The organism is Sandaracinobacter neustonicus (assembly GCF_006385875.1).
Taxonomy (GTDB): domain Bacteria; phylum Pseudomonadota; class Alphaproteobacteria; order Sphingomonadales; family Sphingomonadaceae; genus Sandaracinobacteroides; species Sandaracinobacteroides neustonicus.
In genome coordinates, this window is record NZ_VFSU01000019.1 from 23065 (window position 1) to 42833 (window position 19769).

The window sequence follows — 19769 nt, forward strand, 5'->3', positions numbered from 1 at the left end:
GCCCTCATGACCGAAACCATCGAGCCCGGAATCATCGAAGCGCCATTCGATGCGGCTCTCTCCGAACGCTATCTCGTCTATGCCCTGTCCACCATCACGGCGCGCTCGCTGCCCGATGTGCGCGACGGGCTGAAGCCCGTCCACCGCCGCCTGCTGTGGGCGATGCGGCTGCTGAAGCTCGATCCGGCCTCTGCGCCGAAGAAATGCGCCCGCGTGGTGGGCGATGTGATCGGCAAATATCACCCGCACGGCGACACTGCCGTTTATGATGCGCTGGTCCGTCTCGCGCAGGATTTCGCGCTGCGCTATCCGCTGGTCGAAGGTCAGGGGAATTTCGGCAATATCGACGGCGATAACGCCGCCGCCATGCGCTATACCGAGGCCCGGCTGACGCGCGCCGCCATCCTGTTGATGGAAGGCGTGGACGATGAAACCGTGCCCTTCCGCCCCACCTACAACGGCGAAGAGGAAGAGCCGGAGGTGTTCCCGGCCGCCTTCCCGCACCTGCTGGCGAACGGGGCGACGGGGATCGCGGTGGGCATGGCCACCAGCATCCCGCCGCACAATGTGGCGGAAATCGCCGCTGCCGCCACCCTGCTGATCGACGATCCGGCCACCAACTTGGCCGACCTGATGACGCAGATGCCCGGCCCGGATTTCCCCACCGGCGGCGTCATCGTGGAGCCGCGCGAAAGCCTGATCGAAGCCTATGCCACCGGCCGGGGCGGCGTCCGCCTGCGCGCCCGCTGGACTCAGGAGGAACTGGGGCGCGGCACATGGGCCATCGTCATCAGCGAAATCCCGTGGGGCGTGCAGAAATCCAAGCTGATCGAGCAGATCGCCCAGCTGATCGCAGACAAGAAGCTACCCATCCTTGAAGATGTCCGCGACGAATCCGACGCGCACATCCGCCTCGTGCTGGAACCGAAATCGCGCAACGTCGATCCGGTGCAGCTGATGGAAAGCCTGTTCCGGCTGACCGATCTGGAAACCCGCGTCTCCATCAACCTGAACGTGCTGTTGCCGGATCGCACGCCGCGCGTGCTGGGGCTGCGCGCGCTGCTGCAGGCATGGCTGGATCACCGGCAGGATGTGCTGGTGAAGGCCAGCCGCCACCGTCTGGCGGAAATCGCAGACCGGCTGGAACTGCTGGCGGGCTATATCATCGCCTATCTCGATCTGGATGAAGTGATCCGCATCATCCGCACAGAGGATGAGCCGAAACCGGTGCTGATCGCCCGCTTCCAGCTGACGGACCGGCAGGCCGAGGCCATCCTCAACATGCGGCTGCGATCCTTGCGGCGGCTGGAGGAAATGGAACTCCGCCGCGAACAGGACAAGCTCAGCGCCGAGCAGGCCGAACTCGATGCACTGGTGAATTCCGCCGCCCGCCAGCGAACCGTGCTGAAGAAGCAACTGGCGCAGCTGATGAAGGATTATGGCCGCGACACGCCGCTGGGCCATCGCCGTTCCATCTTCGCCAACGCGCCGCAAGCCGTGGCGCTCAGCCGCGAAGCGATGATCGAGCGCGAGCCTGTCACCATCATCATCTCGCAGCGCAACTGGGTGCGGGCGCAGAAAGGCCATGCCGATCTGAATGCGCTGGACGGGCTGAAGTTCAAGGAAGGCGACGGCCTCGCCCGCGCCTTCCACGCCGAAACGACGGACAAGATCCTGATCGCTGCCTCGGGCGGGCGCTTCTTCACCCTGCTCGCCAATGATCTGCCGGGCGGGCGCGGCTTTGGCGAACCCATCACGCTGATGGTGGATTTCCCCAGCGGCGAAGATGTGATCGCCGCCTTCCCCGCCAAACCCGGCCTGAAGCTACTGCTCGCAGCCTCAGACGGGCGCGGCTTCCTCGCCAACGCCGAGGAGCTGCTGGCCGAAACCCGAAAAGGCCGACAGGTGATGAACCTGAAAGATCAGGCGAAATTCACCCATATCCGCCCTGTGGGCGAAGGCCACACCCATGTTGCCATCATCGGGGAAAACCGCAAACTGCTGGTCTTCCCGCTGGATGGCCTGCCGGAAATGACGCGCGGGCAAGGCGTGGCGCTGCAGAAATACAAGGACGGCGGCCTGTCTGACCTCATCACCCTGAACCCGGCGGACGGCCTCAGCTGGAAACTGCAGGGCGAATCGGCGCGCACCCGCACCGAAACCGATCTCACCCCATGGCTGGGCAATCGCGCCGCCGCAGGCCGCCTGCCTCCGCAGGGCTTCCCGAAAGACAATAAGTTCCAGTAAGGTCGCCGTCTGCGGCCACAACGACGATCCGGGGAGGTTCAGATGCGAACTGCATGCGTTGCCAGCCTGATTCTGGGCCTGATCTCAGCGCCCGCCGCCGCCTCGGATGGCGGCTGGGAATTCAACGTCGCGCCCTATTTGTGGGGGGCCGGGATCGATGGCCGTCTCGCCCATCCCGCGCTTCCGCAAGATGTCAGCGTGGAGGTTCCCTTCAGCGACATCTGGAAGAACCTCGATATCGGCGGCATGGTCGCCTTCGAAGCGCGCAAGGGCCGCGTCGGCCTGCTGCTGGACGGGCTGTATGTGAAGACGTCGAACGACGCGACCATCCCGCAGCTGGGCCTGCCGGTTTCGCTGGGGGCCACCACCTTCACGGGAATGGCCGCCGGGCAATATCGCATCGTGGAGGATGGGATCGGCTCGCTCGATCTGCTGGCCGGCGCGCGTTACTGGTCCATGGATACGCGGATCAGCTATGATCTGCCCGCCGCCGTGCCCCTGCCGCCGGGCGTGCCCCATGCCTATGATCATTCGGAAAAGGCGCAGTGGGTCGATGGCATGGTGGGGGCCAAGGCTGTCGTCCATCTTTCGCGCCGGATCAGCATGAACGCCCATGGCATGCTGGGCGCGGGCGGGTCGCGCTTCAGTTCCGATGCGATGCTGGCACTTGGCTTCGGGCTGGGTTCCTCCACATCGCTGCTGCTGGGCTATCGCCATCTGGATGCGGATTATCGCGACGGCGGATTGCAGCTTAAAACGCGGATGCACGGCCCGGCCGCCGGAATGAGCATCCGCTTCTGATCAGAACCACCATGGGGGGTAACCAGATGCGCGCGTTCGGCCGAATTCTCGCAGGCTCCATTCTGGCCTTGCTGCCCGGCACCGCCTTTGCAGACACGCTGTTCCGGAATGTCCGCATCTATGACGGCAAGGCCAGCCAGCTATCCGCCCCCACCTCGGTGCTGGTGCGCGGCAACCAGATCGCCGCCATCGGCCCGGCCGCCGCGGCAGCCTCCGGGGCCACCGTGATCGAAGGCGGGGGCCGCACGCTGATGCCCGGCCTGATCGATGCCCACTGGCACAGCATGTTCGTGCGCTCCACGCCCGAGCAGATGCTGTTCGGGGACATCGGCTTCGTCAATCTGCAGGCAGGCGCAGAGGCCACTGCCACGCTGATGCGCGGCTTCACCACCGTGCGCGACGTCGGCGGCCCGTCGTTCGGGCTGAAGCAGGCGATCGATCGCAATGTGTTGCCCGGCCCGCGCATCTGGCCGTCCGGCGCGATGATCACCATCACCAGCGGCCATGGCGATTTCCGCCCGACGTCCGATTTGCCGAGGGACAGTTCAAAGCCGCTGTCCCGCATGGAAGTGCTGGGCGGCGCGCTGGTGGCAGACGGCCCCGATCTCGTCCGCCAGCGCGTGCGCGAACAACTGATGCAGGGGGCCAGCCAGATCAAGCTGACGGCAGGCGGCGGCGTCGCCTCCCCGCACAGCCCTTTGGATGTGTCCACCTTTACGCCAGACGAACTGAAAGCCGCTGTGGAGGCGGCGGACAATTGGGGCACCTATGTGATGGTGCACGCCTACACCCCCGCCGCCGTGCGCCGCGCCATCGATTCCGGCGTGAAGGTGATCGAACATGCGCATCTGATCGACGACGCCACTGCAAAATATATGGCGGAGAAGGGCATCTGGCTCTCCTCCCAGCCCATCACCGAAGCTGAGTTCGGCGGCGTCTTCCCACCCGGCACCGATCAGTATGACAAAATCCACGAAGTGTTCGCCGGCACGGACAATCTGTTCAAACTGGTGAAGAAATACCGGCTGAAGATGAGTTTCGGCACCGATATCCTATTCTCCCCGGCGATGGCCGGGCGGCAAGGCGCGATGCTGGCGGGGATGAGCCGCTGGTTCACCCCCGCCGAAGTGCTGCGGCAGGCCACCTCCACCAACGGCGAACTGCTGGCCTTCTCCGGCAAGCGCGCGCCCTATAAGGGCCGGTTGGGCGTGGTGGAGGAAGGCGCGCTGGCAGACCTGCTGCTGGTGGAAGGCGACCCGCTCGCCGACATCAACCTCGTCGCCGATCCGGAGCGCAACTTCCGGATCATCATGAAAGACGGCAAAATCTATAAGAACAGTCTGGAGGCCAAATGATGCGCACCCAACTCCTCATCGCCACCGCCCTCGTGCTCGCAACGCCCGCGCAGGCCGACACGCTCTTCCGCAATGTCCGCGTGTTCGACGGCCAGTCCCCCACGCTCTCCGCCCCCACGGATGTTCTGGTGCGCGGCAACCAGATCGCCGCCATCGGCGCGAAGCTGTCAGCCCCCGGCGTGCCCGTGGTGGAAGGCCGGGGCCGCACGCTGATGCCGGGCCTGATCGATGTGCACGTCCACCTCACCTTCTCCGCGCTCACCATGCCGCAACTGATGTCGCCCGATCTCACCCCCGCCAAGGCAGAGGCAGCCGCAGCCGCGGAAGCGAACGCGATGCTGCTGCGCGGCTTCACCGCCGTGCGAGACGTCGGCGGCCCCATCTTCAGCCTGAAAGCCGGGATCGACGCAGGCAAATATCAGGGCCCGCGCGTCTGGCCATCGGGCGCGACCATCAGCCAGACAGCCGGCCACGGCGATTTCCGCACGCCTGCCGAACGCTCCCGCCGCTATTTCGGCAAAGCCTCCCGTGCGGAGGAACTGGGGGCCACCTTCATCGCAGACGGCCGCGACGATGTGCTGGCGGCCACGCGGGAAAACCTCCGCTTCGGGGCCAGCCAGATCAAGCTGATGGCGGGCGGCGGCACCTCGTCTGAATATGATCCGGTGGACGTAACGCAATATACGCTGGATGAAATGAAAGCCGCCGTAGAAGCCGCGGATGACTGGAACACCTATGTCACCCTCCACGCCTACACGGATAAAGCCGTCCGCCGCGCGATCGAGGCGGGCGTAAAATGCGTCGAACATGGGCAGATGATGTCCGAAGAGACGCTGAAACTGATACGGGACAAGGGTGTCTGGCTGTCGTTGCAGGTTCTCAGGGCCAGCACGCCGGATATGACGCCCCAGCGCGCGGAAAAGCGCAAAGGCGTGATCGAAGGCCAGCCGCGTGTGTGGGAAAACGCCAAAAAATTGGGCGTGAAGCTGGCATGGGGCACGGATTTCCTGTTCGAACCCGCGCTGAACCCCACGCAGAACGCGAATCTGCTGGAACTGCGGCAATGGTTCACGCCCGCCGAAATCCTGAAACTCGCCACGCACGACAATGCGCAATTGCTCGCCCTCTCCGGCCCGCGCAGCCCCTATCAGGGCAAGCTGGGCGTGGTGGAACAGGGCGCGCTTGCAGACCTGATTCTGGTGAACGGCGATCCGATCGCCAACCTGAACTTGATCGCAGACCCCGATCGCAACTTCGCCGTCATCATGAAAGACGGCAAGATTTACAAAGGCGCACCTGCCCAATGAGAAGCCTGCTGCTGTCGCTTGCCCTGCTCGCCTCCCCTGCCCTCGCACAGGCACCCGGACAACAGGCGGACACCGCACCGCCCAAGCGCTATGAACTGCCCAACACGCAGGTGCTGACCCTGCACAGCGAGCGGCTGGGGCGCGATTATGAACTCTATGTCTGGCTGCCGCCCAGCTATGGCTCGCAGCCGGACCGCAAATATCCGGTGCTGTTCACCACCGATGCCCCGCAGAGCTTCCCGATGATCACCAACCTGCACCGCCGCCTGCGTGCGTCGGAACGCGGCATGCAGGATGCGATCATCGTCGGGCTGGGCTATGCCGTGGGCGACACCGGCGAATATAGCCGCCGCCGCGATTACACCCCCTCCATCTTCGGCGACATCGACGCCCGCTCCGACATGCCCGGCCGCCCGGTAAAATATGGCGAGGCGGAGCAATATCGCCTGCACCTGAAAGAGGAGGTGTTTCCCTTCCTCGAATCGCGCTTCCGCATCGATCCGTCACGCCGCATTTACGCGGGCCACAGTTATGGCGGGCTGTTCGGCAGCTATGTGCTGTTCGCAGACCCGGCGATGTTCCAGAAATATATCCTGATGAGCCCGTCGCTCTGGTATGGCCGCCGCCAGTTGCTGGGGCAGGAACGCGGCTATGCGGCAGGCCATAAGGATTTGCCGGCCGAAGTCTATTTCATGATCGGCGGCGAGGAAACCGTGGACGATCCCGATACCGAACCGTTCAGCAGCAGCCGTATGGCCATGGTGGAAGACATGGACGAGATGGTGAAGATGCTGAAATCAAGGCATTATCCATCCCTGAAGGTGCAATCCCGCATCTTCCCCGGCGAGGATCATGGCTCCGTCTACCCGGACGCCATCCGCGCCGGGATGGAATGGGCGCTGGCCGGTTCCGGCAAGCGCCCGCATGTGCCGTGCGAAACCCCGGGCTGCCGCTTGCCGTGGAAGGCCCCAACCAACCGGTAGGCGGCAAGCGGGGGCAGGCGGCGATTTCAGCTAAGTATTGGAGCGGGTAGCGGGAATCGAACCCGCGTATTCAGCTTGGAAGGCTGCTGCACTACCATTGTGCTATACCCGCCCACTCGCCAACGAAGCGCCCTTGTCCGGCGGCAAAGCCGCCGCGAGCGCGACTGCGCGCCCGCGCCAATGCGCGGAACCGGGCGAAGCCCGGCCCCTTACAAGGACTCCATCCTGCCTTGGGCAGGATGGTGGAGGGGGTTGGATTTGAACCAACGTAGGGAAAACCCGGCAGATTTACAGTCTGCTGCCATTGACCGCTCGGCCACCCCTCCGAACCCTTCGGTGCGGGAGGCGGGCAAATGGCCAATGGACCGGCGCTTGTCAATGCAGAAGCGTACGGAAACCAACCGAAGGTCGCCAATAACCACCTCAGCCAAAGATCGCGACAGACTGCCGCGCCAGCAGCACCGGGCGGCCAGCTTCATCCCACATCGCCATGGATTGCATGGAATAGCCCTGCCCCACACCATCGTCTTTCGCTTGCAGCAGATACCAGCCAGCCCCTTGCGCATGCCCCGGATCGAACAGTTCGAACCCCCATGTGATGGTGCTGATCGGCGCGGGCGCGGTGAATCGCGGATAGCTGGCGGGCGGCAGCGCATCGCCCAGCGCCACCAGTGCAGGCATCCCCGGTGCCACGGGCCGCGAATGCCGCACCCACGCCAGCAGTTCGCCCTTGTCCGCCCCGCTCAGCAGCCCATTGCCGCCAGCCAGCCGCTGATCGATGTTGGCGGTGAACCCCGGCCGCCCCTTCCCCCACAGCGGCTCCACCTCGTCTGGCCGGGCGCAGGCAGGCGGCGGCGGCGGAGTCGCGGCATAGGCGCTCTCCCGTTCGGCCCCGAACACGAACAGTGCCCGCAGCGCCACCGCCCCATCCGAAATCAGGTCGCACGCCATCGTCGTGACCGACCGGCCCCGGCGCAGCACGCCTGGCACCAGCCGCACATCCTGCGCCGCCGGCCCCACATAGGCGATCTGCCCGGCCCTCAGCGGCGGCAGATCGGGCACGGACAGTTCGCACGCCTTCAGCGCCAGCGCCGCCGACATGCCGCCATAGAGCGTCCGCCCCTGCAACCAATCCTCCGGGCCATGCGCGGTCCAGCCGTCGCCGTCTGCCTGCATGCCCGCCAGCACCGAATCAAATGTCGCCATGAAAGCTCCTTCGCTGTCCATGCTCGTCCGGGCTGTGCAACCGCGCCACCCATGCTAGTGGCAGGGCCCTGAAAGAGAGAGATATGGGACGAAGACCAGCCAAACGCCACGGCACTGCCAACCGCACCGATCCGAACCGCCCGCGCCTCTATGGACGGCACGCGGTTTATGCCGCGCTGGACAATCCCGCGCGCACGCTGCGCAAGCTGTATGGCACGCATGAGGAACTGGCCAAGATCGTGATCCCGGAAGGGCTGCAGGTGCAGTTCGGCGACGGCCACGATCTCGCGCGGCTGGTTCCCGCAGATGCCCCGCATCAGGGCCTCGTGCTGGAGGTGGAGCCGCTGGAAACCCCCTGGCTGGACGAAGTGCTGACGGATCCCGACCCGGCCGCGCCGCTGGTGCTGCTGGATCAGGTGACTGACCCGCACAATGTCGGCGCGATCATCCGCTCGGCCGCCGCGTTCGGCGCCCGCGCGATCATCACGCAGGATCGCCACAGCCCGCCCGAATCCGGCGCGCTGGCCCGCGCCGCCTCCGGCGCGCTGGAGGCTGTGCCATGGGTGCGCGTGGTCAACCTCGCCCGCGCGCTGGAGGAGATCGCCGAGGCGGGATATTGGCGCATCGGCCTCGCCGGAGACGCGCAAGTAACACTGTCCGAAGCGCTGACGCCGCAGCCGCAGGCCATCGTGCTGGGCGCGGAAGGCGAAGGCATGCGCCACAACACCCGCGAGCATGTGGACGTGCTGGCCAAGCTGCCCATCACCCGCGCAGTGGAAAGCCTGAACGTCTCCAACGCGGCGGCCATCGCCCTTTACGCCGTGGCCAGCCGGAGCTGATCCCTCGGCAGCCCGCCCGCGCCTTATCCTTGCCGCCCGGCATCCTCGGCCAGTGTGTAACCCACAATCGCATTGGCATGGCCGTGCCCCATCCCATGCTGCGCCTTCAGCATGGCGACAAGTTCCATATGCTTCGCAGGCATCGCCGCGCGGACGAGCGCCTGCCAGTCGGCAATCGGCCGACCATAGGTCTTCTCTATGGAGGGAAAGTAGGAGGCCGGGCCTTTGATCCTGTCTGCGCTCATAAGCGCCAACAGGTCATGAAACAGGCCCGTTCGTCAAGCCGGGCTAGAAGCGCGCTTCATCCCAGATGGGGTCGATTTTGCCGCCCCATTCGCCGTGGAAGCGTTCCAGCCAATGCTCGGCCAGCGTCTTGCCGCTGGTCGCGATTTCCCACAGCGGGGTCAGGAAACCGGCTTCGCTGTCGCCGCTGCCATTGTCGCGGGCGCGCCGTTCCAGCCCGCCCGCCGCGATGGCCAGCACTTCCTTCGCCAGCGCCTGCAGGCTCTTGCCATCGGGCGCGGTCGCCTTCAGCGCCAGCCTTGGCACCTCGTCGCGCATGCGCTGCTGGCCCTCGATGCTCCAGCCCTTCACCAGATCCCATGCCGCATCCAGCGCCGTGCCGTCATACAGCAGCCCCACCCACAGCGCGGGCAGCGCGCAGATGCGGCTTTGCGGCCCGGAATCGCTGCCGCGCATCTCCAGATAGCCCTTCAGCCGCACTTCGGGGAACGCCGTGGACAGATGGTCCTTCCAGTCGCCATAGGTCGCCCGTTCGCCCGGCAGGATATCCAGCCGCCCCGCGATGAAATCGCCGAAGCTCTTGCCCGCCGCATCCAGATACTCGCCGTCGCGATAGGCGAAATACATCGGCACCCGCAGCGCATAATCGGCATAGGATTCATAACCGAAGCCCTCGTCGAACACGAAGGGCAGCATCCCGGTGCGGGCCGGATCGGTGTCGGTCCAGATATGGCTGCGATAGCTGAGGTATCCGTTCGGCTTGCCCTCGGTGAAGGGCGAATTGGCGAACAGCGCGGTGCCCAGCGGCTGCAACGCCAGAGAAACGCGGAACTTTTTCACCATGTCCGCTTCAGAGCCATAGTCCAGATTGGTCTGCACGGTGCAGGTGCGCTGCATCATGTCCAGCCCCAGCGTGCCCACGCGCGGCATGTGGCGGCGCATGATGGCGTAGCGCCCCTTGGGCATCCACGGCAGCGCTTCGCGCGTGGCGACGGGATTGAACCCCAGCCCCAGAAAGCCCAGCCCCAGTTCTTCGCCGATCGCCAGACATTGCTCGCGGTGCCGCCCGGTTTCGGCGCAGGTCTGGTGCAGATTTTCCAGCGCCGCGCCGGACAACTCGAACTGCCCGGCAGGCTCAAGGCTCAGGCTGCCGTCCGCGCCGGTCGCGGCGATGATCTTGCCGCCTTCCAGCACAGGCGCCCAGCCATAGCGGCCGAACGCCGTCAGCAGGTCGCGGATGCCGTTCGGCTCTTCCCACGAGGGCTGCGCATGATCGCGCAGGCGGAACACGAATTTCTCATGCTCGGTGCCGATCCGCCAATCGGCTTTCGGCTTCTCCCCCGCTTCGAACAGCCGGATCAGGTCGGCCTTGCTCTCGATGGGGGCCGCGTCCCCGGCCGCTTCCTGCTTGTTGCTCATAGGCCCGCGCCTTAGCGAGTGGTTTGCCCCCGCGCCAGCCGGATTCGAGTATCGCTCAATGTCCACCAAACAACTGGAATTGCGCGATGGCTGCCACCACCGCGGTGTCTGCGCGCAGGATGCGCGGCCCCAGCGCCAGCCGCTTCGTGGCCGAAAGCGCCAGCAGCGCCGCGCGCTCCGCAGGCGAAAAACCGCCTTCCGGCCCGATCAGGATCGCCGCGGGTGTCGCAGGCTTCAGCGCCGCCATATCCGCCCCGCCCTCCTCGTCCGCAAACAGCAATGCCCGCCCCGCATCCCACCCGGCCAGCAGCGCGGGCAACTTCACCGCCTCGGCCAGTTCCGGCAGCGCCGTCCGCCCGCATTGTTCGGCGGCCTCCACCATGTGCGCGCGCAGGCGTTCGGGTTTCAGCCGGGCGTGATTGGTGCGCTCCGTCAGCACCGGCACGATCCGCCGCACACCCAGTTCGGTCGCCTTCTCCACGATCCATTCGAAGCGATCCGGCTTGATCGGCGCCGTCAGCAACCACAGGTCCGGCGTCTGCTCCCGCCCGCGGATCATCGCCCCCACCCGCACCAGCACCCGCCGCCGCCCCACATCGGAGACTTCAGCCGCCCATTCGCCGGTCGCATCGTCCAGCAGCCGCAACTCCGCGCCGCGATCCAGCCGCAGCACGGTGGCCAGATAATGCACCTGCGTGCCTTCCAGCTCGAACTCCGCCCCCGTGTCCAGCCGGGTCTCCACGAACAATCTTGGAATCTGCCGCATGGCGTGGCGCTAGCACGCAAGCTAAGGCGGTTCCATGGCGCTGATGCTTGCAATCACCGGCGGCACCGGCTTCGTCGGCGGCCACACCATTCACGCGGCGCTGGCGCGCGGCCACAAGGTGCTGGCGCTGGCCCGTAAGCCGCAGCCGCCAAGGGAGGGTGTCGGCTGGGTGCCGGGCCATCTCGCCGATGAAGCCGCGCTGGACCTGCTGACGGCCCGCGCCGACGCCGTGATCCACATCGCGGGCGTCACCAACGCGCCCGACCGCGCCGGGTTCGAACAGGGCAATATCCTCGGCACCGCCTACGTCCGCCGCGCGGCGCAGGGCCGCCCGCTGGTGCATGTCTCCTCGCTGTCCGCCCGCGAACCGCAGCTGTCCACCTATGGCTGGTCGAAGCTGATGGGCGAACAGATCGCGCGCGGCGCGGCAGGTCCGGTCGCCACCCTGCGCCCGCCCGCCGTCTATGGCCCCGGAGACCGGGAGTTTCTGGAACTGATGCGCACCGCCCGCAGCGGCTTCATCCCGATGCCGCGCGGCTCGCTCACCTCCATGGTCTATGGCGCAGACCTTGGCGAAGCCCTCGTCGCGCTGGCGGAAGAGCTGAGCGGCCCAGCCCGCAGCGAAGGCCAGATTTATGAAATCAACGACGGCAACCATGGCTACACCCCCGCACAGGTCGCAGACGCCATCGGTGCCGCCATCGGCCGCCGCGTCCGCGCCGTCCCCGTCTCTGCCGCAACCCTGCGCCTCGCCGCCATGGGGGACACCGCATGGGCGAAGCTGAAGGGCACGCAACCCCGCCTCACCCGTGATCGCGCCGGTTACATGGCCCACCCGGACTGGTCCTCGAACAGCGCCGCCCTCCTCGCGCTGAACATCTGGCAGCCCCGCACCGGCCTGATGGCAGGCATGGCCGAAACCGCCCGCAGCTATCGCGCGCAGGGGCTTCTGCCCTGATCATCCCATTTCCGTGCCGTTTTCCGCCACAATCTGCGTTAAAAGAGCGCCAAACCTGATGTCCCGGAGCTTATGATGGATCGTCCCGCAACCTACGCCCGCCTGATCGAGCTGATCGAGCCGTTCAACAAAAAGGGCATCGCGCTCGCTGAGAGCACCAGCTTCGCAGACGATCTGGAGCTGGACAGCCTGACGGTGATGGACCTCGTCGCCAATATCGAGGACGAGTGGGACATCAACATGCCGCTGAACATCCTGCCCGATCTGGAAACCGTCGGCCAGCTGGCAGACGCTGTCGTCAAGCTGAAGGGCTGAGCGCGATGACGGACCTGCTCTCGAAATTCGATCCCTATATCGCCGAGCACAAGGGCCTGCTGGAAACCGGCGTGCACGATCCCTTCGGCGTGGTGATGGAGCGTGTGATGTCGCCCACCCGCGCCATCATCAACGGGCGCGAAACCATCCTCGTCGGCACCTACAATTATATGGGCATGACGTTCGATCCGGACGTGATCGCCGCAGGCAAGGCCGCGCTGGACAATTTCGGTGCAGGCTCCACCGGCAGCCGGGTGCTGAACGGCACCTTCGCCCCGCATATCGCGGTGGAACAGGCGCTGAAGGATTTCTACGGCACCCGCTCTGCCATCGTGTTCAGCACGGGCTATCAAGCCAATCTCGGCATGGTCTCCACGCTGGCGGGCAAGGGCGATTACATCATCCTCGATGCCGACAGCCACGCCTCCATCTATGATGGCTGCAAGCTGGGCAACGCCGAAGTCGTGCGCTTCCGCCACAACAATGTCGAGGATCTGGACAAGCGCCTCGGCCGCCTGCCCGCCGAAGCCGGGAAACTGGTGATCCTGGAAGGCGTCTATTCCATGCTGGGCGATATCGCCCCGTTGCGGGAACTGGTGGCGGTGGCGAAAAAGCACAACGCCATGACGCTGGTGGACGAAGCCCATGCCATGGGTTTCTTCGGCAAGCACGGGCGCGGCGTGTATGAGGAACTGGGGCTGGAGGATCAGATCGACTTCGTCGTCGGCACCTTCTCCAAGTCGGTCGGCACGGTGGGCGGCTTTGCCGTGTCCAACCATCCGAAGTTCGAAATCCTGCGGCTGGTGTGCAACCCCTACCGCTTCACCGCCTCTTTGCCGCCAGCAGTCGCCGCCACGGCGGAAGCCTCCATCCGCAAGCTGATGGGCGCTGAGGCCAAGCGCGACAATCTGTGGGCGGTCTCAAGGAAGCTGCACGCGGGCCTGAAAGCCGCCGGGTTCCGCATGGCGACGGACACCCCCGAATCCGCCATCATCGCGGTGCTGCTGCCCGATCAGGAGAGCACGGTGGCCATGTGGCACCAGCTGCTGGAACATGGCATCTACTGCAACATGAGCCGCCCGCCCGCGACGCCGGCGGGTATCTTCCTGCTCCGCTGCTCCCTGTCGGCTGCCCACACGCTGGACGACGTCGACACCATCATCAGCCGCTTCATCGCCGCGAGAGACAGCCTCCCCGGCGCAAAAGCCGCGTGAAAATAAGCCCCTCCCCTTCAGGGGAGGGGTTGGGGTGGGGGCACGCCGCAAACACAACATCCGAACAGAAAAAACCAAGAGGGGAGACCAAAATGCACTTCGCCTACCCATACACCGCCCTCGTCACCGGCCTCGCCATCCTGATCTACATCTGGACGGGCATCGTCGTCGGCAAGGCGCGCAAAGTGCATGGCGTCGATTACCCCAACACCCACGGCTCAGACGATTTCAACCGCGTCTGGCGCGCGCACCAGAACACGCTGGAGCAGCTGGTGGTGTTCCTCCCCTCGCTCTGGCTGTTCGCCACCATCGTCTCCGATTGCTGGGCGGCTGTGCTGGGCCTCGTCTGGGCGCTGGGCCGCATCCTCTACGTCCGCGGCTACACCCTCGCCGCGCCGAAGCGCGCGCCGGGCTTCCTGATCGCCATCCTTTCCACCGCAGTCCTGCTGTTCGGCGCGCTCGGCGTGGTGATCTGGCAGTTGATTGCCGGATAAACCGCCGATGACAGCGCCCGCGCTGATCGAAAAGGCCCGCGCCTTCGCCACCGCCGCGCACGCGGGCCAGCAGCGCAAATACACCGGCGAGCCCTACATCAACCACCCGGAAGAGGTCGCCCGCATCGTTGCCGAAGCGGGCGGCGACTCCGCCATGATCTGCGCCGCCCTGCTGCATGATGTGGTGGAGGATTGCGGCGTCTTGCCCGAAACCATCCTCGCCGAATTCGGCGCAGAGGTGGCGGAGCTGGTTTACTGGCTCACCGATGTCTCCACCCCGGCGGACGGCAACCGTGCCGCGCGCAAGGCGCTGGATCATGCCCATATGGCAAACGCCAGCGCCGCCGCGCAGACGGTGAAGCTGGCGGACCTTATCTCCAACAGCCGGACGATCATCCCCCATGGCCGGGGCTTCGCCCGCGTCTATCTGGCGGAAATGGCCGCGCAACTGGCGGTGATGCACGAGGGCGACCCGGAGCTGCACCGCCGTGCCGTCGCTATCATTCAGGGCGCCAGCGAGTCCTAGCTTAAGCCAGCTTGTCCCCCGAAAGCCGCCAAGCTACCAACGGCCTCAGGGAGAGACATAAAATATGACCGAACAGACTGGCGCTCAGCCGAGCGACTTGAAGCGCGACCGCCTCGTCATCGTCGCATCGTCACTGGGCACCGTGTTCGAATGGTATGATTTCTTCCTTTACGGCATCCTCGCCGCGCTGATTGGCCGCCTGTTCTTCCCCATCGACAATCCCACTGCCGCCACGCTGGCCAGCCTTGCCACCTTTGGCGCGGGCTTTGGCGTGCGGCCGCTGGGCGCCATGCTGTTTGGCCATTACGGAGACAGGATCGGCCGCAAATACACCTTCCTCGTCACCATCACGCTGATGGGCGGGGCCACCGCGCTGATCGGCCTGCTGCCCACCTATGCCTCAGCCGGGCTGTGGGCCCCTGCCCTCCTCGTCGGCCTCCGGCTGTTGCAGGGCCTCGCGCTGGGCGGCGAATATGGCGGCGCGGCCATCTATGTCGGCGAACATGCCCCCAAGCATCGGCGCGGCGAATACACCAGCTGGATCCAGATCTCTGTCGTCGGCGGCTTCCTGCTGTGCCTGATCGTCGTGCTCGCCACCCGCGCCGCGATGACGCCGGAACAGTTCGACGCATGGGGCTGGCGCATCCCCTTCCTGCTCAGCCTGTTGATGCTGGCGATTTCCATCTATATCCGCATGCAGCTGTCCGAAAGCCCGGTGTTCCAGCAGATGAAGGCGGCGGGCAAAACCGCGAAAAACCCGCTGAAAGAGGCGTTTTCAGACAAGACGAATATCGGCAACGTCCTCGTCGCCCTGTTCGGCGTCGCGGCGGGCCTCACGGTCATCTATTACACCAGCCAGTTCGGCACGCTCTACTTTCTCACCGGCACGGCGGGCGTGGGGGAGCGGGAGGCGCTGATCTACCTCGCCATCGGCGCACTGGTGGCCGCGCCCTTCTATGTCGGCTTCGGTATGCTGAGTGATCGCATCGGCCGCAAAAAGCTGCTGCTGATCGGCTATGCGCTTTCGATGCTGCTGCTGTTCCCGCTGTTCCACCTGATGGCGAATGGCGCGAACCCGGCGCTGGCCCGCGCCACGGCGGCCAACCCCGTCACGCTGGAGCTGCCGGATTGCGAGTTCCGCATCTTCGCCCGCACCCAGACAGAGGAATGCGCCAAGGCGCTGGGTTTCCTGACGAAACGCGGCATCGCCTACACCAAGCAAGAGGCCCCCGCCGTCGCCCTTGTGGTGGGCGACACCCGCGTGGAGGGCTTCGACGAAGCCAAATTTGCCGCCGCGCTGAAAGCCGCAGGCTATCCGGAAAAGGCCGATCCGGCGGAAAAGCAGCGCTGGAAGATCATCCTCGCCGTGTTCGCAATGGTCGCGCTCTCCGCCATGACCTACGGGCAGGTCGCGGCTATTCTGGTGGAACTGTTCCCTGCGCGGGTGCGCTACACCAGCATGTCGGTGCCCTATCACATCGGCACCGGCTATTTCGGCGGCTTCCTGCCCTTCATTCAGCAGCTAATCGTGGTGAACACCGGCAACCCCTTCTCCGGCCTGTGGTACACCATCGGCGTGGTCGCCATGGCCTTTGTCGTGAGCGCGATCTGGCTGCCGGAAACCAAGGATCGCGACATAACCGCCTGATTAAGCGTTAACGCCGGGGGTGCCATCCAAGGAAAAAGGTGAACCCCCGCCATCCCGATTGCGCATCGCAGCAACCGCACCCATATTGCCTTTCTATGGCAAGCACAGAGCAACTCTCCCGCCCCGTCCTCCCCTTGCGCGACATCGTGGTGTTCCCGCAGATGATCGTGCCGCTGTTCGTCGGCCGCGACAAATCGGTGAAGGCGCTGGAAGCCGTGATGCAGGGGGATAAATCCATCTTCCTGCTCAGCCAGAAGAATCCGGCCGATGAGGATCCGGCTGCGGATGCCCTGTATGATGTCGGCACGCTCGCCACCGTGCTGCAACTGCTGAAGCTGCCGGACGGCACCGTGAAGGTGCTGGTGGAAGGCCAGCAGCGCGCGCGCCGCCTGCAACTGGACGAAAGCGGCGAGTTTCTCACCGCCGAGATCGAGTTGCTGAGCGACACCAATGTCGACTCCACCGAGGTGGAAGCGCTGGCCCGCTCTGCCAACAAGCAGTTCGAATCCTATGTGAAATCCGCCAAGCGCATTTCCCCGGAAGTCGCGCTGCAAGTCGGCCAGATTGAGGAACCGGGCCGCTTCGCCGACTCGGTCGCCGCCAATCTGACGCTGAAGATCGCCGACAAGCAATCGCTGCTGGCCGAAACCGATGTCGCCAAGCGGCTGGAAATGGTGTTCGGCTTCATGGAAGGCGAAATCGGCCTGCTGCAGGTGGAGAAGAAGATCAAAAGCCGGGTCAAGCGGCAGATGGAAAAGACCCAGCGCGAATATTACCTCAACGAGCAGTTGAAGGCGATCCAGCGCGAGCTGGGTGACGGCGACGAGGAAACGGATGAGGCGGCCGAATATGAAGCCCGCATCCGCAAGGCGAAGCTGACGAAGGAAGCGCGCGAAAAGGCGCTGGCCGAAGTGAAAAAGCTGAAGGCGATGAGCCCGATGTCAGCCGAAGCCACCGTGGTGCGCAACTGGCTGGACGTGCTGCTGTCGCTGCCGTGGGGCAAGGCCTCCAAGGTGAAGCGCGACATCGTCGAAGCGCAGAAGGTGCTCGACGCGGACCATTATGGCCTTGAAAAGGTGAAGGACCGGATCGTCGAATATCTGGCGGTTCAGGCCCGCACCAACAAGCTGAAGGGGCCGATCCTCTGCCTCGTCGGCCCGCCCGGCGTGGGGAAAACCTCGCTCGGCCGTTCCATCGCCAAGGCGACGGGCCGCGAATTCATCCGCCAGTCTTTGGGCGGCGTGCGCGATGAAGCCGAAATCCGCGGCCACCGCCGCACCTACATCGGCTCCATGCCGGGCAAGATCGTGCAGAATCTGCGCAAGGCGGGCACCAACAACCCGCTGTTCCTGCTGGATGAAATCGACAAGCTGGGCCAGGATTTCCGCGGCGACCCGGCATCCGCCCTGCTGGAGGTGCTGGACCCGGAACAGAACAACAAGTTCAACGATCATTATCTGGAAGTCGATTTCGACCTGTCCAACATCATGTTCGTCACCACGGCCAACAGCTACAACATGCCGTCTGCCCTGCTGGACCGGATGGAGATCATCCAGCTGTCCGGCTACACGGAAGACGAAAAGGTGGAGATCGCCAAGCGCCACCTGATCCCGAAACAATATGAGGCGCACGGCCTGAAGGCGGAGGAGTTCGCCGTCACCGACGAGGCGCTGCGCGACCTGATCCGCTACTACACCCGCGAAGCTGGCGTCCGCACGCTGGAGCGCGAACTGGCGAAGCTTGCCCGCAAGGCGCTGCGCCAGATTCTTGAGAAGAAGGCGGAATCAGTCACCGTCACGCCGGAAAACCTGAAGGATTTCGCGGGCGTGCAGAAATACCGTTTCGGCATGTCCGAAGCGGAAGACCAGATCGGCATGGTGACGGGCCTTGCGTGGACGTCTGTCGGCGGGGACTTGCTCACCATCGAATCGGTCACGGTGCCGGGCAAAGGCGTCATCCAGACGACCGGCAAGCTGGGCGACGTGATGAAGGAATCCATCACCGCCGCCTTCAGCTTCGTGAAGGCCCGCTCGGCCGCCTATGGCATCCACCCTACCACCTTCACGAAGAAGGATGTGCACGTCCATGTGCCGGAAGGCGCGACGCCCAAGGACGGCCCCTCGGCGGGCATCGCCATGGTCACCTCCATCGTCTCAACCCTCACCGGCATCCCGGTGAAGAAGGATGTCGCGATGACAGGCGAGGTCACGCTCCGCGGCCGGGTGCTGCCCATCGGCGGCCTGAAGGAAAAGCTGCTGGCAGCGCTGCGCGGCGGCATCACCACCGTGCTGATTCCGGCGGAAAATGAAAAGGATCTGGAGGACGTTCCCGCCAATGTGCGCGAGGGCCTCACCATCATCCCCGTCAGCCATGTGGACGAAGTGCTGAAGGTGGCCTTCAGCCGCCCGATCGAACCGATCGAGTGGAACGAGGCCGACGAAAAGGCCGCAGCCCCGGTTCCCCCGGCTGCCCCGACCACCCCGGCAGCACCGACCACTCACTAGCTGTTGACAGGCGGCGGGCGATCCCTTACCCGCCGCCCTCCAACCGCAACGGATGGGCGCGTAGCTCAGCGGTAGAGCACTGCTTTCACACGGCAGGGGTCACAGGTTCAATCCCTGTCGCGCCCACCATCCTTTTCTTGTTTGCTCACGGGCGAAGCCCTCCGCAAGGGGCGGCCCAATAAGGGCCGGCGCGCAGTCGCGCTTGCGGGCTGTCGCCCGGCTTTTGTTTGCTCACGGCGTAGCCTCCGCAACGGGCGGGCCACTTGGCCCGGCGCGCAGTCGCGCTTGCGGGCTGTCGCCCGGCTTTTGTTTGCTCACGGCGTAGCCTCCGCGGGGGCAGCCCATAAAAGCCGCCCCAACCAACCGCCCTTCCCGCCACCCGCTTCAGGGCCTATCCTGCGCCCAACCAGAACGGAGCGCGGCCCTTGATCCTTCACACCCGAGTCCTCCTCACCGTCGTCGGCGATGATCGCCCCGGCCTCACCCGCGCCTTGTCCGCCGCGATCTTCGAATCCGGCGGCAACTGGCTGGAAGGCAATCTCTCCCGCCTTGGCGGCAAGTTCGTCGGCGCGATTCTCGTCGATCTACCGGCAGAGCGCAGCGCCGATCTGCGCGCCCGCCTCGCGGCAGACAGCGCCGGGTTACAGGTGGAAATCCACCCCGTCGGCGAAGACAAGACTACTGCCGAAGCCGTCACCCTCTCCCTCACCAGCGCAGACCGACCCGGCATCGTCCACGAACTCAGCCTCGTCCTCGCCCGCCTCGGCGCGAACATCGTGGAACTGGAAACCAGCGCCGAAGACGGCGCATGGCAGGGCAACCCCATTTTCCGCGCCACCGCCCGCCTCACTTTGCCCGCAGGCCTCACCCACGCCGCCCTGCAAGAGGCGCTGGAACAACTCTCCGGAGACCTGATGGTCGAGCTGGAGCCAGCCTGAGCGCCC

The 19769-nt window shown here is 65.2% G+C and carries 18 protein-coding genes and 3 tRNA genes; 15 read left to right on the top strand and 6 right to left on the bottom strand.

Translation table 11 applies throughout. The annotated features are described in order from the left end of the window. Positions 1–6 precede the first annotated feature (6 nt). The 5 genes from parC to FJQ54_RS06335 are packed head-to-tail and all read left to right on the top strand — an operon-like array spanning position 7 to position 6693. On the top strand, positions 7–2247 hold the full coding sequence (gene parC / locus FJQ54_RS06315) for a DNA topoisomerase IV subunit A (protein ID WP_140927573.1): 2241 nt from the start codon (positions 7–9) through the stop codon (positions 2245–2247). A 42-nt stretch (positions 2248–2289) separates the two neighbouring features. Then, a complete protein-coding gene (locus FJQ54_RS06320; RefSeq protein WP_140927574.1) occupies positions 2290–3048 on the top strand; it encodes a hypothetical protein in 759 nt (252 codons plus the stop codon). A gap of 26 nt (positions 3049–3074) precedes the next feature. Next, the gene (locus tag FJQ54_RS06325; RefSeq protein ID WP_207790377.1) at positions 3075–4403 is read left to right on the top strand and encodes a metal-dependent hydrolase family protein; all 1329 of its coding nucleotides are present in this window, start codon (positions 3075–3077) and stop codon (positions 4401–4403) included. Next, positions 4400–5710, top strand: a complete 1311-nt coding sequence (locus FJQ54_RS06330; RefSeq protein WP_207790378.1) for a metal-dependent hydrolase family protein — start codon at positions 4400–4402, stop codon at positions 5708–5710. The genes FJQ54_RS06325 and FJQ54_RS06330 overlap by 4 nt, the downstream gene beginning before the upstream one ends. Continuing rightward, positions 5707–6693 (top strand): alpha/beta hydrolase, encoded by a 987-nt coding sequence (locus FJQ54_RS06335; RefSeq protein WP_140927576.1) that lies wholly within the window; start codon positions 5707–5709, stop codon positions 6691–6693. The genes FJQ54_RS06330 and FJQ54_RS06335 overlap by 4 nt, the downstream gene beginning before the upstream one ends. A 38-nt stretch (positions 6694–6731) precedes the next feature. On the opposite strand, the gene FJQ54_RS06340 is transcribed toward FJQ54_RS06335, so the two are convergent. From FJQ54_RS06340 to FJQ54_RS06350, 3 genes are all read right to left on the bottom strand, one after another. Continuing rightward, a tRNA-Gly gene (locus FJQ54_RS06340) sits at positions 6732–6805 on the bottom strand. Between the two features lie 128 nt (positions 6806–6933). Next, positions 6934–7019 (bottom strand) — tRNA-Tyr (locus FJQ54_RS06345). Between the two features lie 97 nt (positions 7020–7116). Continuing rightward, positions 7117–7899, bottom strand: a complete 783-nt coding sequence (locus tag FJQ54_RS06350) for an acyl-CoA thioesterase (RefSeq protein WP_181160013.1) — start codon at positions 7897–7899, stop codon at positions 7117–7119. An 83-nt stretch (positions 7900–7982) separates the two neighbouring features. Here FJQ54_RS06350 and rlmB point away from each other — a divergent pair, with 83 nt between their 5' ends. Further along, positions 7983–8738, top strand: a complete 756-nt coding sequence (gene rlmB, locus FJQ54_RS06355; protein ID WP_140927578.1) for a 23S rRNA (guanosine(2251)-2'-O)-methyltransferase RlmB — start codon at positions 7983–7985, stop codon at positions 8736–8738. A 23-nt stretch (positions 8739–8761) separates the two neighbouring features. On the opposite strand, the gene FJQ54_RS06360 is transcribed toward rlmB, so the two are convergent. The 3 genes from FJQ54_RS06360 to FJQ54_RS06370 are packed head-to-tail and all read right to left on the bottom strand — an operon-like array spanning position 8762 to position 11166. Continuing rightward, positions 8762–8983, bottom strand: a complete 222-nt coding sequence (locus FJQ54_RS06360; RefSeq protein WP_140927579.1) for a DUF4287 domain-containing protein — start codon at positions 8981–8983, stop codon at positions 8762–8764. 43 nt (positions 8984–9026) lie between these two features. Further along, positions 9027–10400, bottom strand: a complete 1374-nt coding sequence (locus tag FJQ54_RS06365; RefSeq protein ID WP_140927580.1) for a glutamate--cysteine ligase — start codon at positions 10398–10400, stop codon at positions 9027–9029. 55 nt (positions 10401–10455) lie between these two features. Next, the gene (locus FJQ54_RS06370) at positions 10456–11166 is read right to left on the bottom strand and encodes a 16S rRNA (uracil(1498)-N(3))-methyltransferase (RefSeq protein WP_140927581.1); all 711 of its coding nucleotides are present in this window, start codon (positions 11164–11166) and stop codon (positions 10456–10458) included. Between the two features lie 34 nt (positions 11167–11200). On the opposite strand from FJQ54_RS06370, the gene FJQ54_RS06375 reads away from it, so the two are divergent. From FJQ54_RS06375 to FJQ54_RS06415, 9 genes are all read left to right on the top strand, one after another. Next, complete coding sequence (locus tag FJQ54_RS06375) at positions 11201–12124, top strand: NAD-dependent epimerase/dehydratase family protein (RefSeq protein ID WP_140927582.1); 924 nt, start codon at positions 11201–11203, stop codon at positions 12122–12124. 72 nt (positions 12125–12196) lie between these two features. Further along, positions 12197–12439, top strand: a complete 243-nt coding sequence (locus tag FJQ54_RS06380) for an acyl carrier protein (RefSeq protein WP_181160014.1) — start codon at positions 12197–12199, stop codon at positions 12437–12439. Positions 12440–12444: 5 nt separating this feature from the next. Further along, complete coding sequence (gene spt, locus FJQ54_RS06385) at positions 12445–13653, top strand: serine palmitoyltransferase (protein ID WP_140927583.1); 1209 nt, start codon at positions 12445–12447, stop codon at positions 13651–13653. A gap of 92 nt (positions 13654–13745) precedes the next feature. Then, entirely contained in the window at positions 13746–14147 is a 402-nt protein-coding gene (locus FJQ54_RS06390) for an MAPEG family protein (RefSeq protein WP_140927584.1), read from the top strand. Positions 14148–14154: 7 nt separating this feature from the next. Continuing rightward, a complete protein-coding gene (locus FJQ54_RS06395; protein WP_140927585.1) occupies positions 14155–14673 on the top strand; it encodes an HD domain-containing protein in 519 nt (172 codons plus the stop codon). 64 nt (positions 14674–14737) lie between these two features. Further along, a complete protein-coding gene (locus tag FJQ54_RS06400; RefSeq protein WP_140927586.1) occupies positions 14738–16321 on the top strand; it encodes an MFS transporter in 1584 nt (527 codons plus the stop codon). A gap of 95 nt (positions 16322–16416) precedes the next feature. Then, on the top strand, positions 16417–18825 hold the full coding sequence (lon, locus tag FJQ54_RS06405) for an endopeptidase La (protein ID WP_140927587.1): 2409 nt from the start codon (positions 16417–16419) through the stop codon (positions 18823–18825). Between the two features lie 54 nt (positions 18826–18879). Beyond that, a tRNA-Val gene (locus FJQ54_RS06410) sits at positions 18880–18954 on the top strand. 296 nt (positions 18955–19250) lie between these two features. Next, complete coding sequence (locus tag FJQ54_RS06415) at positions 19251–19763, top strand: glycine cleavage system protein R (protein ID WP_140927588.1); 513 nt, start codon at positions 19251–19253, stop codon at positions 19761–19763. The last annotated feature ends 6 nt before the right edge of the window (positions 19764–19769 follow it).